The 15,853-nt window shown below is 61.7% G+C and carries 15 protein-coding genes and 1 pseudogene; 6 read left to right on the top strand and 10 right to left on the bottom strand.

What is annotated here, in order from left to right; all coding sequences use genetic code 11:
- Positions 1 to 4: 4 nt before the first annotated feature.
- The 5 genes from oppC to B6S08_RS01720 form a co-directional block, all read right to left on the bottom strand.
- Positions 5 to 913 (bottom strand): oligopeptide ABC transporter permease OppC, encoded by a 909-nt coding sequence (gene oppC / locus B6S08_RS01740; RefSeq protein WP_094199063.1) that lies wholly within the window; start codon positions 911 to 913, stop codon positions 5 to 7.
- Positions 914 to 920: 7 nt separating this feature from the next.
- Positions 921 to 1,841 carry an oligopeptide ABC transporter permease OppB gene (gene oppB / locus B6S08_RS01735; protein ID WP_094199062.1) on the bottom strand — a complete coding sequence of 307 codons (921 nt, stop codon included), beginning with the start codon at positions 1,839 to 1,841 and terminating at the stop codon, positions 921 to 923.
- A 100-nt stretch (positions 1,842 to 1,941) separates the two neighbouring features.
- Positions 1,942 to 3,552: an ABC transporter substrate-binding protein gene (locus B6S08_RS01730; protein WP_094200507.1), complete on the bottom strand. Its 1,611-nt coding sequence runs from the start codon at positions 3,550 to 3,552 to the stop codon at positions 1,942 to 1,944.
- Positions 3,553 to 3,766: 214 nt separating this feature from the next.
- Complete coding sequence (locus B6S08_RS01725; RefSeq protein ID WP_094199061.1) at positions 3,767 to 5,464, bottom strand: NAD-dependent malic enzyme; 1,698 nt, start codon at positions 5,462 to 5,464, stop codon at positions 3,767 to 3,769.
- A gap of 120 nt (positions 5,465 to 5,584) precedes the next feature.
- A complete protein-coding gene (locus tag B6S08_RS01720; RefSeq protein WP_094199060.1) occupies positions 5,585 to 6,667 on the bottom strand; it encodes a GGDEF domain-containing protein in 1,083 nt (360 codons plus the stop codon).
- 225 nt (positions 6,668 to 6,892) lie between these two features.
- Here B6S08_RS01720 and B6S08_RS01715 point away from each other — a divergent pair, with 225 nt between their 5' ends.
- The 4 genes from B6S08_RS01715 to B6S08_RS01700 are packed head-to-tail and all read left to right on the top strand — an operon-like array spanning position 6,893 to position 9,283.
- On the top strand, positions 6,893 to 7,243 hold the full coding sequence (locus tag B6S08_RS01715) for an ArsC family reductase (protein WP_094199059.1): 351 nt from the start codon (positions 6,893 to 6,895) through the stop codon (positions 7,241 to 7,243).
- Positions 7,244 to 7,258: 15 nt separating this feature from the next.
- Entirely contained in the window at positions 7,259 to 8,392 is a 1,134-nt protein-coding gene (gene dapE / locus B6S08_RS01710) for a succinyl-diaminopimelate desuccinylase (protein WP_094199058.1), read from the top strand.
- A complete protein-coding gene (locus B6S08_RS01705; RefSeq protein WP_094199057.1) occupies positions 8,389 to 9,048 on the top strand; it encodes a M15 family metallopeptidase in 660 nt (219 codons plus the stop codon). Before dapE ends, B6S08_RS01705 begins: the two co-directional genes overlap by 4 nt.
- Before the next feature lie 10 nt (positions 9,049 to 9,058).
- On the top strand, positions 9,059 to 9,283 hold the full coding sequence (locus B6S08_RS01700; protein WP_094199056.1) for a hypothetical protein: 225 nt from the start codon (positions 9,059 to 9,061) through the stop codon (positions 9,281 to 9,283).
- A gap of 89 nt (positions 9,284 to 9,372) precedes the next feature.
- On the opposite strand, the gene B6S08_RS01695 is transcribed toward B6S08_RS01700, so the two are convergent.
- The 3 genes from B6S08_RS01695 to dapA all read right to left on the bottom strand — a co-directional run bounded on the left by B6S08_RS01695 (position 9,373) and on the right by dapA (position 13,657).
- Positions 9,373 to 11,715 (bottom strand): DNA polymerase II, encoded by a 2,343-nt coding sequence (locus B6S08_RS01695; protein ID WP_094199055.1) that lies wholly within the window; start codon positions 11,713 to 11,715, stop codon positions 9,373 to 9,375.
- A 65-nt stretch (positions 11,716 to 11,780) separates the two neighbouring features.
- Positions 11,781 to 12,767 (bottom strand): outer membrane protein assembly factor BamC, encoded by a 987-nt coding sequence (bamC, locus tag B6S08_RS01690; protein WP_245849791.1) that lies wholly within the window; start codon positions 12,765 to 12,767, stop codon positions 11,781 to 11,783.
- Positions 12,764 to 13,657 (bottom strand): 4-hydroxy-tetrahydrodipicolinate synthase, encoded by an 894-nt coding sequence (gene dapA / locus B6S08_RS01685; protein ID WP_094199054.1) that lies wholly within the window; start codon positions 13,655 to 13,657, stop codon positions 12,764 to 12,766. Before dapA ends, bamC begins: the two co-directional genes overlap by 4 nt.
- Before the next feature lie 132 nt (positions 13,658 to 13,789).
- On the opposite strand from dapA, the gene B6S08_RS01680 reads away from it, so the two are divergent.
- Both B6S08_RS01680 and bcp read left to right on the top strand, forming a co-directional pair.
- Positions 13,790 to 14,338, top strand: coding sequence for a glycine cleavage system transcriptional repressor (locus tag B6S08_RS01680; RefSeq protein ID WP_094199053.1), 549 nt, complete (start codon positions 13,790 to 13,792; stop codon positions 14,336 to 14,338).
- A complete protein-coding gene (gene bcp, locus B6S08_RS01675; RefSeq protein ID WP_094199052.1) occupies positions 14,335 to 14,802 on the top strand; it encodes a thioredoxin-dependent thiol peroxidase in 468 nt (155 codons plus the stop codon). The genes B6S08_RS01680 and bcp overlap by 4 nt, the downstream gene beginning before the upstream one ends.
- A 196-nt stretch (positions 14,803 to 14,998) precedes the next feature.
- Here the strand turns inward: bcp and B6S08_RS01670 are convergent, their stop codons facing one another.
- Both B6S08_RS01670 and B6S08_RS01665 read right to left on the bottom strand, forming a co-directional pair.
- A complete protein-coding gene (locus tag B6S08_RS01670; RefSeq protein WP_094199051.1) occupies positions 14,999 to 15,415 on the bottom strand; it encodes a DUF6691 family protein in 417 nt (138 codons plus the stop codon).
- Positions 15,416 to 15,417: 2 nt separating this feature from the next.
- A pseudogene (locus tag B6S08_RS01665) lies at positions 15,418 to 15,831 on the bottom strand (YeeE/YedE family protein).
- Positions 15,832 to 15,853: the final 22 nt, after the last annotated feature.

Below are 15,853 nucleotides of genomic sequence, written 5' to 3'. Positions count from 1 at the left end.
TCCATCAGCGGTCCCGCGGATCCAGGGCGTCCCGCAGGCCGTCCCCGAGAAAGTTGAAACAAAACAGGGTCACCACCATAAAGCCGGCGGGAAACAACAGCTGCCAGGGGGCCACTTCCATCGATTTGGCCCCCTCGTCCAGCAGCGCCCCCCAGCTGGTCATGGGCTCCTGTACCCCCAGGCCGAGAAAGCTGAGAAAAGACTCAAACAAAATCATGCCCGGCACCAGCAGGGTGGCATACACCACCACAATGCCGAGCACATTGGGCACGATATGACGAGTGATAATGCGCAGCCGGCTGACGCCGCACACCTCGGCCGCCTCGATAAACTCTCTGCCCTTCAGGCTCAGGGTCTGACCGCGCACGATGCGCGCCATGTCGAGCCAGCTCACCGCGCCGATGGCAAAGAAAATCAGGCCGATATTGCGACCAAAGAAGGTCACCAGCAGGATCACGAAAAACATGAAGGGAAAGGCATAGAGGATTTCCAGTATACGCATCATCACCCTGTCGGTGCGTCCACCCATAAAGCCGGCGATGGCGCCGTACAGGGTGCCGATCACCACCGCCACCAAGGCACCGAGCAACCCCACCATCAGCGAGATACGCCCGCCGATCAGGGTGCGCACAAACAGATCCCGGCCCAGGGAGTCGGTACCGAAATAATGGCCGCCGGCCAGCGCCGGCGCCGCCATCATGGCGCCCCAGTCGGGCTCGTCCAGGCTGTAGCGCGACAGCGCGGGCCCCACCAGCACCAGCAGGGCCATCAGCAGCAGGATCAGCATGCTGGCCAGGGCCGCCCGGTTGCGAAAGAAACGCCGCCGGGCGTCGCCCCATAGCGAGCGGCCCTGCACTTCCAGTTCGCCGGCAAACTGGGCCACCGCCGCGGCCTTGTCCCGGGTTGTCATCATGCGCGCCTCAATAACGGATTTTGGGATCGATCAGGGCATAGAGAATGTCGACCACCGCATTAAAGGTAATGGTGAGCGCACCCACCAGTATGGTGAGCCCCAGCACCATGGAGTAGTCACGGTTCAGCGCCCCGTTGACGAACAACTGGCCGATGCCAGGCAGGCCAAAGATGGTCTCGATGACCACGGAGCCGGTAATGATGCCCACAAAGGCCGGTCCCAGGTAAGACACCACCGGCAGCAGCGCCGGACGCAGGGCATGGCGCAACACAATACGCGCCATGGGCAGCCCCTTGGCCCTGGCGGTGCGAATAAAGGGGGCATTCAGCACTTCGATCATGGCGCCGCGCATGATGCGGGCAATGGTGGCGATGTAGTGCATCATCATGGCGGTGACCGGTAGCAACAGATATTGCCAACCCCCGTTCTGCCAGCCCCCGGCGGGCAACCATTGCAGCCAGATGGCGAACACCAGGATCAGCAACGGCGCCAGTACAAAGGACGGAATCACCACCCCCAGCATGGCGCCGGACATCACCATATGGTCCATCAGGCTGTTTTGTTTAAGCGCCGCCACCATGCCCACAGCCACGCCCAGCAGCACGGCCCAGGTAAAGGCAAACAGGCCGATGCGGGCCGACACCGGCAGCGCCTGGGCCACCAGCTCGTTCACGGTGAAATCCCGGTACTTGAACGAGGGGCCGAGATCCCCTCGGGCCAGGTTGCCGAGGTAGGTGAAATACTGCTCCAGCACCGGCTTGTCAAAGCCGTATTTGGCCTCGATGTTGGCCATGATCTCGGGAGGCAGTGCGCGCTCGGTGCTGAAGGGATTGCCGGGGGCAAAGCGCATCATGAAAAACGACAGGGTGATCAGCACCAGCAGGGTGGGAATGGCTTCCAGTAGTCTTTTGATTATGAATGTAAACATGGCGCCCCTATGTCTGCCGATGACTTGCTATCCCCTTAGGGTCCGGTTTCAGCCGGACGTATTTACCGGCAGGCCACCCCCTGCCCCGCTCAAACGGGCCCTATTCGGCCTTGATGTACATGTCCTTGCTATAGATATTGTCGAGGGGGTTATTGGGGTAACCGCCCACCCGGGGCTGCACCAGCCGCGCCTTGACGTACTGGTAGATGGGCGCAAGAGGCATGTCCACCGCCAGCATTTCCTCGGCCCGGGCATAGAGGTCATTGCGGGCCTGTACGTCGGTGGCCAGCCGTGACCGGGACATAAGCCGGTCAAAGCCGGGGTTGCTGTATTTTCCGTCGTTGTTGCCATGACTGCTCTGCATCAGATCCAGCATGCTGGAGGCCTCGTTATAGTCGGCAATCCAGCCGGCCCGGGCCACATCGAAGTTCCCTTGCGTCTTGGTGTCGAGGTAGGTTTTCCATTCCTGATTGACCAGCTCCACTTCCACCCCCAGGTGTTTCTTCCACATGGACGCAATGGCCACGGCCACCTTGCGGTGGTTTTCACTGGTGTTGTACAGCAGCTCAAAACGCAGGGGGTTGCCCCTGCCATAACCGGCCTGCTCGATCAGCGACCGGGCCCGTTCATTCCGCTCCGTCTGGCTCCAGCCGGCCCAGTCCAGGGCCGGCGGGGTAAAGCCATCCACCACCCTGGGCGCCAGGGTATAGGCCGGAAGTTCACCCTGTCCCATCACCTTGCCGGCAATAATGTCACGGTCGATGGCATAGGACAGGGCCTTGCGTATGCGGGCATCATTAAAGGGCGGCTTTCTCGTGTTGAAAATATAGTAATAGGTGCCCACATAACCGCCCACGCGAATGGCGTCCGGGCGCTCCTGCCGCAGCCGCTTGAAATGCTCCAGGGGAATGTCGTAGGTCATGTCCAGCTCGCCGGACAAAAACCGGTTCATTTCGGCATTCTGTGACGCTATGGGCAAGTAGGCGACCTCATCCAGCACCGTATGCTCGTCGTTCCAGTAATGGGGATTGCGCTTCAGCTCAATGCGTTCGTTGACCACCCAGTTGCTCAGTCGGTAGGCGCCGTTGGAAACCATATTCCCAACCCGGGTCCAGGTGTCGCCGTGTTGCTCCAGCGTGCCCCTGTGCACCGGGTAGGTGGGCGCCAGCGACAGCATGGACACAAAATAGGGCACCGGACTGGCCAGGGTGATTTCCAGGGTGTGCTCGTTGAGCGCCTTGACGCCCAGCTCCTCGGGCGGCAGCCGGCCGTTGACCACCTCGGTGGCCTGTTGAATGGTGGCCTTTTCCAGATACCAGGAATAGGGCGAGGCGGTGGCGGGATCCACCGCCCGCCGAAAGGCGTACACAAAGTCGGCGGCGGTGACCAAATCACCATTGGACCACCTGGCATCCTTGCGCAGATGAAACACATACACCAGGTTGTCTTTGGTTTCCCAGCGCTCGGCCACCCCCGGCACCACTTCCCCCTGAGGGCCCGAGTTCACCAGGCCTTCAAACAGATCCCGCAGCACATTGCCTTCGGGCACCCCTTCCACCTTGTGCGGGTCCAGGGACGCCGGCTCGGTGCCGTTGCCCCGCACCAGCCGCTGGGTGTCGGCCAGGGTCACGCCGATGGGCACATCGGCGGCATGGGCAGGCCCGCACAGGGCAGCCAGCAACAACACGAGCAGGGGGTGAATAATGGTCATGCATTCCTCCTTGAACACCTGGCGGCGCCCGGCGGCACTCACCAGGCCGGTGGTGCCATGGAAAAATTCCAAACGAAAACAGTCGGTTGATTTAGATTACCGGGCTAATCCCCAGTATAGAGAGAAAACGTGGCATTCACCTCGCGCCCAAGGCGATAGCCAACCAAACAAAAAAGGCATGCCGAAGCATGCCTTTGGAAACCGTTACCAGTGCTTAGAATGACACGCGACGATACTTGCGGTATTCCGGTGTCCAGTAGTTGTCATCAATGGCCTTGTCCAGCACCGCATCCGAGGTCTGCAGCGCCTGGCCCTGCAGCTGAGCGGTCTTGGCCACCATTTTGGCGATATGACGGCTGACTTGCTGAATTTCAGACAGCGGCGGCAACAGCGCCCCTTCCCCATCCTTGGCCAGCGGAGAACAGGCCGCCAGGGCGCGGCTGGATGCCATCAGCATGGCGTCGGTGACGCGCTTGGCGCCACAGGCCAGCACACCCAGGCCGATGCCAGGGAAAATGTAGGAGTTGTTGCACTGGGCAATTTCATACAGGGTGCCCTTGTACTCCACCGGCGCAAAGGGACTGCCGGTAGCGACCAGCGCCTTGCCGTCGGTCCAGTTGATGATGTCTTCCGGCGTGGCTTCCACCCGGGAAGTGGGGTTGGACAGCGGGAACACGATGGGCCGCTCGCAGTGGGCGTGCATGGTCTGGATCACTTCCTTGGTGAACAGACCCGGCTGGCCGGACACGCCGATCAGAATGTCGGGCTTGGCGTTTTGCATCACCTCCAGCAGGGAGATGTTGTCACCGGCCACGTCCCAGTCCTGCAGGTTTTCCAGGGACTGGGCCAGGGGGCGCTGAAAGTCCACCAGGTTGGGCATGTTGTCGGTGAGCAGGCCAAAGCGGTCCACCATGAATACCCGCTCCCGAGCCTTGGCGTCGCTCAGGCCTTCGGCCTTCATCTGCGCCACGATTTGCTCGGCAATGCCGCAGCCGGCAGAGCCGGCACCGAGGAAGGCCACCTTTTTCTCGGACAGCTTGCTACCGCTGGCCTGACAGGCGGCGATCAGCGAACCCAGGGTAACGGCGGCGGTGCCCTGAATGTCATCGTTGAAGCAGCACAGTTCGTCCTTGTAGCGGTTCAGCACCGGCATGGCGTTCTTCTGGGCAAAGTCTTCAAACTGCAGCAGCACATTGGGCCAGCGGCGCTTCACCGCCTGAATAAAGGCGTCCACGAACTCTTCGTATTCCTCGCCGGTGACCCGCGGGTTGCGCCAGCCCATGTACATGGGATCCTTCAGCAACTGCGGGTTGTTGGTACCCGGATCCAGCACCACCGGCAGGGTATAGGCCGGAGAGATACCGCCACAGGCCACATACAGTGACAACTTACCGATGGGAATGCCCATGCCGCCGATACCCTGGTCACCCAGACCCAGAATACGCTCGCCGTCGGTGACCACGATCACCTTGACGTTACGCTTGGTGGCGTTTTGCAGAATATCGTCGATATGGTCTTTATCGGCATAAGAGATAAACAGGCCCCGGGCGCGGCGGTAGATGTTGGAGAACTCCTCACAGGCCTGGCCCACGGTGGGGGTATAGATGATGGGCATCATCTCGGTGAGGTGATCTTCCACCAGGCGGTAGAACAGGGTTTCGTTGGTGTCCTGAATGTTGCGCAGGTAGATATGCTTGTCGAGATTGTTCTGAAACCCGCAGTACTGCTTGTAGGCCCGCTCGACCTGCTCTTCAATGGTTTCAATGTTGTGGGGCAGTAGACCGTCCAGGTTAAATGCAAGCCGTTCTTCCTTGTTAAACGCGCTGCCCTTGTTCAGCAAGGGCGTTTCAAGCAGCGCGGGGCCGGCATAGGGAATGTATAGGGCACGTTTGTCCTGATGGTCTTGGGGCATAGACATCTCGCTTAGTTATTTTTCCGCAGGAAAGTCATGATGTGAAGTTGGTATTCGGGGGCTTGGCGAGCAGTATAAGCCAAGCCCCGGTCACAAACCACCGTCGCGGCGGCTTATTGCTCAGGCCGCCGCCTGGACGCAGTTGCGGCCATTGCGCTTGGCGTCATACAGCGCCTCATCGGCCTGGTTGAGCAGGCTGTGCAGGTCACTGTCATGACTCCCTTCCACCACACCGGCGCTCAGGGTCACGGTGATTTCGCCTTCCCCTAGCGGGTTTTCCACCGGCTGGGATTCCACCGCCAGGCGCAGGGTCTCGGCCTGGCGCAGGCCCTGCTCCAGGGAGGTCGCGGGCAGCAACACGATGAATTCCTCTCCGCCGTAGCGGGCCACGATGGCGTCGGGGCCGAAAATATCGCCCAGGGTATTGGCCACCCGCACCAATACCTCGTCCCCCATCAGGTGGCCGTGCTCGTCATTGATGCGCTTGAACCTGTCCAGATCGAACAGGATCAGGGTAAAGGGCCGCTGGCCGCCTTCGCTGCGCTGCAGCTCAAGCTGACGCATAAACAAGCGGCGGTTCATCAGCCGGGTAAGCGGATCCCGGGTAGACTCCCGGTACAGATCCAGCAGCATGCGCAACTGCCCGGCCTGAACCCAGAGCATGGCCAGGGAAAAACAGATGAGCAGCCACAGTCGGTCCAGCAGGGCGCCGCCGTGCAGGCTGTCGGGATTCAGCCAGTAGTCGGTACCCAGCACACACAGGGTGATCACCACGGCCACGCGAAGCCCGGATTTTACCGGCAGCGGCAACACGCTTAGCAACGCCAGCAGAAAATAGGGAAAGGCGATATAGCCGATGGGAATGGGCGTGCCGTCGCGAAAGCTCCACAACCCCACCAGGTTAAAGGTAAGCAATACCCCGATCAGAAAATACAGGGAGGCTATCATCCAGCGCCGGTTGAGCTTGCACAGGTAACTGAGGGGCAACAGCGGGGTGAGCATGGCGCCGGTGATCAGGCGCATTTTCCAGATAAGCTTGAAATGGGCCGGGTCCAGCACCCACCAGTCCACGGCAATCCAGCCGGCAATACCGATGATCAGCAAGGCCACCAGCCAGCGAAAACGAATGGCCACCAGGCCGATGCGGGTCAATTTAAAATCGCTGGAGTGATAGCTGTCGCTCCAGTATTCCTTGAGTTCCAAGCCTTTCCCCTTTTTCTCTTTCGTTGAGGGCCAACCAGATAAAAGGCCGCCTGAAGGTGGGCTGCTTAAAACAGCGCCAAATGCGGCCACGACGGGAATTCAAAGGGCTAACACTACCCAAAGCCGCCCTAATGCGCCAGCCTATTTTACCCCGCCGGCACGGCCGGTTGCAGCCCCGAAGGTTAAATGACAAAATTCCGGCCACCCTCTTTAACGAGCTGCACAATGACCGTTACCCTTTACGGCATCAAAAACTGCGACACCATCAAAAAGGCCCGCAAGTGGCTGGAGCAGGCGGGCGTTGACTACCGCTTTGTGGATCACCGCGCCGACGGCCTCGACCCCGAGCAACTGGCCCACTGGCTGGAGCTGCTGGGCTGGGAACAGCTGCTCAACAAGCGGGGCACCACCTACCGCGCCCTCAGTGATGCCGACAAGGCCGCCCTGGGGCCGGAGAGCGCCGCCGCCCTGCTGCAGGCCCACCCGGCCATGATCAAGCGGCCGTTGCTGGACCTCGACGGCGAACTGCATCTGGGCTTCAAGCCGGAGCACTATGCCCGCCTGTTCAATCAATAAATGTTAAGGAAACACATGACTGACTCTGCCGTGCTGGCGCTCACCCGTGAGCTGATTAACCGCCCTTCGGTCACTCCCGAAGACGAAGGCTGCCAGGAGCTGATGGGGGAGCGGCTGGCCGCACTGGGTTTCAATCTGGAAACCATGGTGTTTGAAGACACCACCAATCTCTGGGCCCGCCGCGGCACCGAGGGCCCGCTGTTCTGCTTTGCCGGCCACACCGATGTGGTGCCCCCCGGCCCGCTGGATCAGTGGCACACGCCGCCCTTTGAAGCCACCGAAATTGAAGGCTATCTGCACGGTCGCGGCGCCGCCGACATGAAAGGTTCGCTCGCCGCCATGGTGGTGGCCACCGAGCGCTTCGTGGCCCGCTTTCCCGATCACAAGGGCTCCATCGCCTTTCTGATCACCAGCGACGAGGAAGGCCCTTTCATCAACGGCACCACCCGCGTGGTGGACACCCTGGAAGCCCGTAACGAAAAGATCACCTGGTGCCTGGTGGGCGAACCCTCCTCCACCCATGAGGTGGGCGACGTGGTCAAGAACGGCCGTCGCGGCTCCCTCACCGGCGATCTCACCGTCAAGGGCGTGCAGGGCCATGTGGCTTATCCGCACCTGGCCGACAACCCGGTGCACAAGGCGTCTCCGGCCCTGGCCGAGCTGGCCGCCATCGAGTGGGACAAGGGCAACGATTATTTTCCGCCCACCAGCTTTCAGATTGCCAACATTCACGCCGGCACCGGCGCTTCCAACGTGATTCCGGGCGAAATGAAGGTGCAGTTCAACTTCCGCTTCAGCACCGAGCTCGACGAGGACAAGATCAAGGCCCGCGTGCACAGCATTCTCGACGCCCACGGTCTGGACTACCACATCGACTGGCTGCTGAACGGCAAGCCCTTCCTCACCGACACCGGCGATCTGCTCACCGCCACCGTGGGTGCAGTGCAGGCGGTACGCCATCAGGAGCCGGCGTTGCTGACCACCGGCGGTACCTCCGATGGCCGCTTTATCGCCCAGACCGGCGCCCAGGTGATTGAGCTGGGTCCGGTCAATGCCACCATTCACAAGCTGAACGAATGCGTGAAAATGGCCGATCTGGAGCAGCTCACCGACATGTACGAAGGCATTCTGGAGCGACTGCTGGCATGAGAGTCGACTGCCTGCTGGGCCTGAATGAAGGGCATCTTGTGCAACTTGCCGAGCCGGGCCACCGGCTGCAGGCCGAGGCCAGAGACGCTTTCGTGGCCCTGCAGGCGGCGGCCGCCGGTGCCGGCTTTATGCTGGCACCGGCGTCCAGTTTTCGTGGCTTTGATCGCCAGTTGGCGATCTGGAACGGCAAGTTCGAGGGCAGCCGGCCGTTGCTGGATGCCCACAGCCAGCCGCTGGACGCGCTCGCCCTGAGCGAGCCCGAACGCATTCACGCCATTTTGCGCTGGAGTGCCCTGCCCGGCACCAGCCGTCACCACTGGGGCACGGATCTCGATATCTATGATCCCAGGCTTTTGCCCACCGGTGGCAAGCTGCAGCTTGAGCCCTGGGAATATGAGCAGGGCGGGTATTTTTACCCGTTAAGCCAATGGCTGGCGGCCAACATGGAGCGTTTTGGCTTTTACCTGCCCTATGCGGTGGCCGCCGGTGTGGGGGCCGAGCCCTGGCACCTGAGCTACCGGCCGCTCTCTCAGGAGTGCGAACGACAACTGACCCCAGCCCTGGTGGCCGACGCCATTGCCGCCCGGCCGGTGGCCGGAAAAACGCATATCCTTAACATGATGGACGACATTTTCGCCCGCTATATTCACCGATGAGGAAAACACCATGAGCGCCTGGCTCTGGATTGCCCTGCCCCTGCTGTTTCTGGTTGGCCTGTTCGTCAGCGCCCTCAAGGACACCAAGCACATAGAAAAGAACGTGCAGAAAAATCGCGACAAGATGAAGCTGCGTCGCTGGGATGACGGCAAGGACGACTGGGGCGTGCCCCCGGGCCAATACAAGCCCGAAGACAAGGACGACACTAAATCCGACGACACACATCGGCACTAAGCATCGTCATGTCCGCCAAGTGAAATGCGTGTGCGCTGGACTCCCGCCTTCGCGGGAGTAACAACCGGCGCCGCCACTTCCATTCCTCTTTAAAACAATCCCAGTTGCTGGCTGGTGATCCCCTCAAAGGACAGACCCACAAAGGGCAAAATGGCATCCGCCACCGGCCTGAGCTGCTTGTCTACGTAATGCTGATAATCCATGGCCGACTGGCGGTATTCCACCGGCTCCGGCCCGTTTACCGTGATCACATAGTCAATGACGCCCCGACGCTGGTAACGCAGCGGCCGACCCAGGCGGGCGTTGTGCTCGTCCGCCAGTCGCGCCGCCCGCACCTGGGGCGGCTGGGATTTCACATACTGGGCCAGGGGCCGGCGCAGCCGCTTGCGGTACACCAGCTCCGCGTCCCGCTCGCCACCAAGGGTTTGTGCCAGGGTGGTCAGCACAAAGTCACTCGGGTCTTTATCATCAAACACCAGCCGGTACAGCTCGGTCTGAAAGGCCCGCGCCAGGGGTGTCCAGTCGGAGCGCACGGTTTCCAGCCCCTTGAACACCAACTGTGCCTCCCCCTGTTGCAGCTTCAGCCCGGCATAGCGCTTTTTGGAGCCCTCTTCCCGGCCGCGTATGGTGGGCATCAGAAAACGGGCAAAATAGCTCTCAAATTGCAGCTCAAGAAAGCTCTCCAACGCCAGCTCGGCCTGTAAATGCTCACGCCAGTGATCGTTGATCAAGGCCGCCAGCCGCTGCCCTTCCCGGCTGCCCGAGGCCTCGTCGTGCTCGCCGTTCAGCAGCACGAACACCGAGTCGGTGTCGCCGTAAATCACCTCGTGGCCTTCGGCTTCAATGCGCCGGGCGCTTTGTTGCATGATGTCGTGACCGCGCAGGGTAATGGAAGACGCCAGCCGCGTGTCGTAAAAGCGGCAGCCGCCGGAGCCGAGCACGCCGTAAAAGGAGTTCATCAGGATCTTGATGGCCTGGGAGCGCGGTTCGTCCTGCTCCCGCTTGGCCTGATCCCGCTCGCGCCAGAGTCCAGCAATGATATCGGGCAGAAAGTGATGGGTACGGGAGAAACGCGCGCCCCGAAAGCCGGGAATGGCATCGTTTTCCTTCAGCCCGAGCACCAGCCCCAGGGGATCGATGCGAAAAGTACGAATAATCGACGGATACAGGCTCTTGAAGTCCAGCACCAGCACGTGGCGGTAGAGCCCCGGCCGGGAGTTCATCACATAGCCGCCGGGACTGGCCAGCCCCCCGCCGGGAGGCAGGTTGGGAGCGGCAAAACCCGCCCGGTGCAGGTGCGGCAGATACACCTGCACAAAGGCCGCCACCGAGCCACCGATGCGATCCAGCTCCAGCCCGGTAAGCTGGCTGCGCAGGCGCAGAAAGTCGAGCACTTGAGTGTGGGCGAAAATGTCCCACACCAGCCGGCAGTCTTCCAGGTTGTAGGCGGCCAGCTTCGGCTTGTTGTGGCGAAAGTCACGCATGATGGTGGCCAGCCGGTTGGCCACGTCTTCCGTCTGTTTGCCCCGCCCCAGCAAGGCCTGAGCCACCGACTCCAGGCTGAAACTGTCGAACTGGTAGCAGGCGGTCTTGAGGGCATCGATGCCGTCGATGGCCACTCTGCCCGGCAGGGTCACAAACACCTGCTCGGTGTGGGCCCGTTCACGCAAAAAGGCCCCCTCGCCGCCCCGGCCCAGCCGCAACCTGATGCCGTGCAGCGCCGCCCGCTTCAGGATCAGCCGCAGATCAAAGGCCACCAGATTCCAGCCGATCAAAATGTCGGGATCATAGCGCGCCAGCTCGTCTTCAAGGGCGTGCAGCAGCGCCGGCTCATCCTTCACCCAGCGTATGTCGGTGGCGGCGGGTTCGGGCGACCCTATCATGATCACACGGGCGAGCTTCGAACCAAACAGGCCGATGGAATACAGCTCCCCCTGGCCCGAGCATTCAATGTCCAGCGATAGCACGCGAAACTGCGGCTGCCACTGGCCGCGGCGCAGTCGGGCATCGTCCACCTGCATGAAGCCGGCTTGGGGTCGCGCCATGCCGGTAAATTCGACGCTGCCGCGAATAAAGCGGCTGATGAGATAACGCTCGTGGGGCCGAAAGTCGTGCTCCAGCACTTCCACGCCCTCGGCCTGCAGGCGCTGCAGCGCCTGCAGCTGTTCCGCCATGGTGGCGAAATAGAGCACCGCCAGGGGCTGGTGGGCAAAGCTGTGCAGGCCGGGCTCGGTCCAGTCACACGCCAGCCCCGCCAGCACCCTCTCCACCCGTGCCCTATCGGCCACCGGCACCATCAACAGGGCGCGCTCGCCGCGCACGGTCAGCCGCACCGGCCCTCGGGGCGTGCACAACCAGTAGTGAATGTCGATGTGGCCGTGGCGATCCCGGCTGTGGCGGGTCAGCACAAAGCCCGGCTGAATGGAGGTCATTTCAGGGAATGGGGATTCAGGGTTGGGAACGTGTAGGCCCGGCTTCAGCCGGGCCTACATAACATTCAGCGCACCAGATCGCTGCGCTCAAAGGCCGGGCCAAGGGTGTTGGCCAGCTCATTCAGCACCTCGGCCGACACCGGCTCGCGGTTCTTGTCGCTCAGGGTGAGGCTGGTAAGTTCACCCTGATCTCCCAGCTGAATGCGGTATTCCTGCTCGGGAATGCTCAGTGCCGGCAGCTTGAGATCGCGCCAGTCGCCCTTGCTCAGGCCGTCAAACTCCACGTCCACATAACCCAGCGCCTGCTGGCGATTGCTGATGTCAAAGCCCAGCTTCGGCAGCAGGGTGATCAGCCGCTTCCAGGTGCGGTCATAGCCCTGTTCGGCCAACAGCCGGGCCTGTTCGCTGTCCAGCCGCAGGGCAATCGGGCCCTGGTCCAGCAGTTCCTGCTGACGGCTCAGCGCCTGCTGGTAGGACAGTGAAAAGGCGTTGAGCATGGAGGCCTCGGCCCGCAGCCGATCCTGGGCCAGGCGGTCGGCCCCCTCGGTGGCCTGCACCTGTATGCCTACGGCCCGGCGCACCGGATCCGGGGTCAGCTGCCAGCGAAACTGTTGCTTGGGCGCACCGATGGCCTCGCCGTCGCTTTCAAAGCCGCCCGCGACGGTGTTGTGCTCGGCGTCGCTCTGCTCAAAAAAGGCACTCAGGGCCTGGGTCAGCTCACGCTCCAGGGGCTGATCCAGCCGCTGCTGGTAAAACCACAGGCCGGTGCCTTCATCCATGGCTTCGGTGCCCCGCACCAGCGGCAGCACCTGAGTGGGCGGACGAACGTCGAGTGCCTTGCCGACGGCGCCGCGCACCGTATCGGTGGGGATCACGTATTCGGTGTTGAAACGCGGTGCTTCCAGCCCCTCGGGGATCAGCAGCGGCGCGGTGCGCAGCGATTCGGTTTCATAGTCAAATCCCCGGTTTGCCTGGCTGCGGGTTTCCGGGTTGCTGCAGCCGGCCAGTACACTCACGGCCAGCAGGCCTGTCATCATTGTTGTTGCTTTCACGCTTGGATCCATGCCCTCAAGTTGGCTTCTGTCAACGCGCCCCTTACTCGTTCCTGCCCCGAATGGTTCAGGGAGATCAAGGGCAAACGCGGTACCGCTGAGTCAATCAGGCCGCGCTCGGCGCAGGCCCATTTCACCGGTACAGGATTGGTATCACAAAACAGCCCGCGATGCAGCGGCAGCAGCCGCCGGTTAATCGCCTCGGCCTGCTCCCAGTCGCCCGCCAGGGCTGCGTTCATCAAGGCGCTCATCTCGGCGGCGGCGACGTTGGCGGTGACCGAAATCACCCCCTGCCCGCCCAGCCGCATCACATCCAGCGCCAGCTCGTCGTCGCCGCCGAACAGCAGAAAGTCAGCACCGCAGCAGGCGCGCAGCTGACTGACTCGTTCGAGACGCCCGCTGGCTTCTTTGATACCGATCACTCCGGCAAGTTCCGCCAGTCGGCCAACGGTGTCCGGCAACAGGTCACAACCGGTGCGTCCGGGCACGTTATACAGGATTTGCGGCAGGCCGCTGGCTTCGGTAATGGCGGTGTAGTGGGCCAGCAGGGCGGCCTGAGACGGCCGGTTGTAATAGGGGGTGACCGACAGGCCGGCCGCCACACCCATGTCTTCCATAGCGCGGCTCAGGCGAATGGCCTGACGGGTATTGTTGGAGCCGCAGCCGCCGATCACCGGAAGGCGGCCATCGGCCTGCTCCACCACGGCGCGCACCACATCCAGATGCTCGGCGGTGCTCAAAGTCGGTGACTCGCCGGTGGTGCCCATGGGGGCGATGGCATGGGTGCCCGCCGCCATGTGGTAATCCACCAGCCGGCGCAGGCTGACAAAGTCCACTTCACCCGACGGGGTCATGGGAGTAATGAGCGCCACTATGCTGCCACTGAACATGGGCCGGCTCCGTTATCTGGGAAAGAAGCGCTATGGTAGTGGCCGGTTAACCGGAATACAAGAGAGGCACTGGAGCCAAGCGGCTTTTATGCTACCATGACGCTCCCTTCCACAGCTTTATTCGGACGGCCGATGACCCATCATCTCGTGGTGACCGCCATAGGCGAAAACAGAGCCGGCATCGTAAACGAAGTGGCCCGCCATGTTTCCGATTGCGGCTGCAATATCGTCGACAGCCGGCTGGGCATCTTCGGCAACGAGTTCACCTTTATTCTGCTGCTGTCGGGCAGTTGGAACCAGATCACCCGGCTGGAAACCACCCTGCCACTGTTTGGCCAGAGCCAGCAACTGATCACCATGATGAAACGCACGCAGGTGTTCACTCAACCCAGCTATGTGCTGAACGCCGACGCCGACATCGTGCTGACCGACAGGCCAGGTATCGTTAATCGCTGCACCCAGTTTTTCAGCGATGCCGGCTGGGACATTCAGGCCATGCAGAACCAGACCCTCACCGGTGAGCACTGCGGCAAGTTCCAGGCCCATTTTCAGCTTAACCTGCCGGAAGCCCTCACCGATGACGAGGCACAGGCCGTGTTTGCCCGGCTGTGTGAAGAGCTGGACTGCGAACACCACAGTTTTCGTCTCAAACGCAAACCAACCACAGGAAACAACAAATGAGCTATCTGCAGGAAGGCAGCCAGGCCCCGGCCTTTACCCTTTGTGATCAGAACGGCCAGGACGTGAGCCTGAGCGATTTCGGCGGTAAAAAGGTGCTGGTGTATTTCTATCCCAAGGCCATGACTCCCGGCTGCAAGGTACAGGCCTGCGGCCTGCGTGACAGCCGTGCCGAACTTGAAGCACTGGGGGTGGTGGTGCTGGGCATCAGCCCCGATCCGGTGGCGCGGCTGAAAAAATTTGAAGAAAAGGACGGACTTAACTTCACCCTGTTGTCCGATGAAGATCACGCCGTGGCCGACGCCTTTGGCGTATGGGGCCCGAAGAAGTTTATGGGCAAGGAATACGACGGCATTCACCGCATCAGCTTTCTGGTGGACGAAAACGGCATCGTCACCAAGGTATTCAACAAGTTCAAGACCAAGGATCACCACGAGGTGGTGCTGGATTATCTGAAACAGCAGTAAAACAGTGAAGAGAGCGCAATGCGAAGCAACAGCGCGGTTGCGCTCCGCCGACACGCTTCAAGTACCTCCCTGTAACGCTCGTCACATGCCATGAATGGCGCAGTGGGGCCTACAGGGAAGTATTCACGGCGTGCCGGCGAAGCAGTACGCTTTGGCCGACGAGAGAATACGGTGCTACAAACGATGGGAACTGGCTTCAGTTTTTTTGCAGCCGCCCCACCAGCCAGAAGCCGGCGATCATGGCGGCCACAAACAGGCCGGCCTGCCATTGCAGACTGGCCAGCAGTCCCAGGGCCGGCCCGGGGCAGATGCCCGCCAGTCCCCAGCCAATGCCAAACAGCAGGGCACCGAACCACAATTTGCGATCAAAACGGGCGGCCGGCACCTCGGGCAGCGAGTCGCCCAGCACGCAGTGTCCTCGACCTTGCCGGCGAAACCACCAATAACCGGGGGCAAACACGCCCAGGGCCCCGGCCATGACCAGCGCCAGGGTGGGATCCCACTGCCCGAACAGGTCAAGAAAACCCAGTATTTTTTCCGGGTTCATCATGCCCGACAGCAGTAACCCGAGTCCGAACAGGGCGCCGGACAACAAGGCGATGAATATCAGCATGATCAGCCTCCCGGTCCACTCAGGGCCACGGTTGCCATGCCCGCCGCCATAAACACCAGAGCCGCCACCACCGAGCGGGGTGACCGCCGGCCCAGGCCACAAATGCCGTGGCCGCTGGTGCAGCCATTGCCCAACCGGGCTCCCAGCCCCACCAACAGACCGGCTAGGACCAGCCGTCAGGGGGAATAATGCTGCAGCGGTGCCGCCTCGGCCAGGTTGAAACCAAAGGCCGCCAGCGGCACCGTGATCAACCCCGTCACAAAGGCCAGGCGCCAGCCTTTATCGGAGGCGCCCCCCAGACCCGCCACGATGCCGCTGATGCCGGCGACACGCCCACCGACCAGCAGCAACAGCAAGGCGGCGAGGCCAATCAAGATACCCCCTCCCAGGGCGCTTCCATATTCAATGCCACTCATTCTCGGTCTCCTGTGTGACAAC

This window comes from Oceanimonas doudoroffii, from assembly GCF_002242685.1.
Classification (GTDB): Bacteria; Pseudomonadota; Gammaproteobacteria; order Enterobacterales; family Aeromonadaceae; genus Oceanimonas; species Oceanimonas doudoroffii.
Note: the sequence above shows the minus strand (reverse complement) of the source record. Positions and strands in the feature narration are given on the sequence as shown.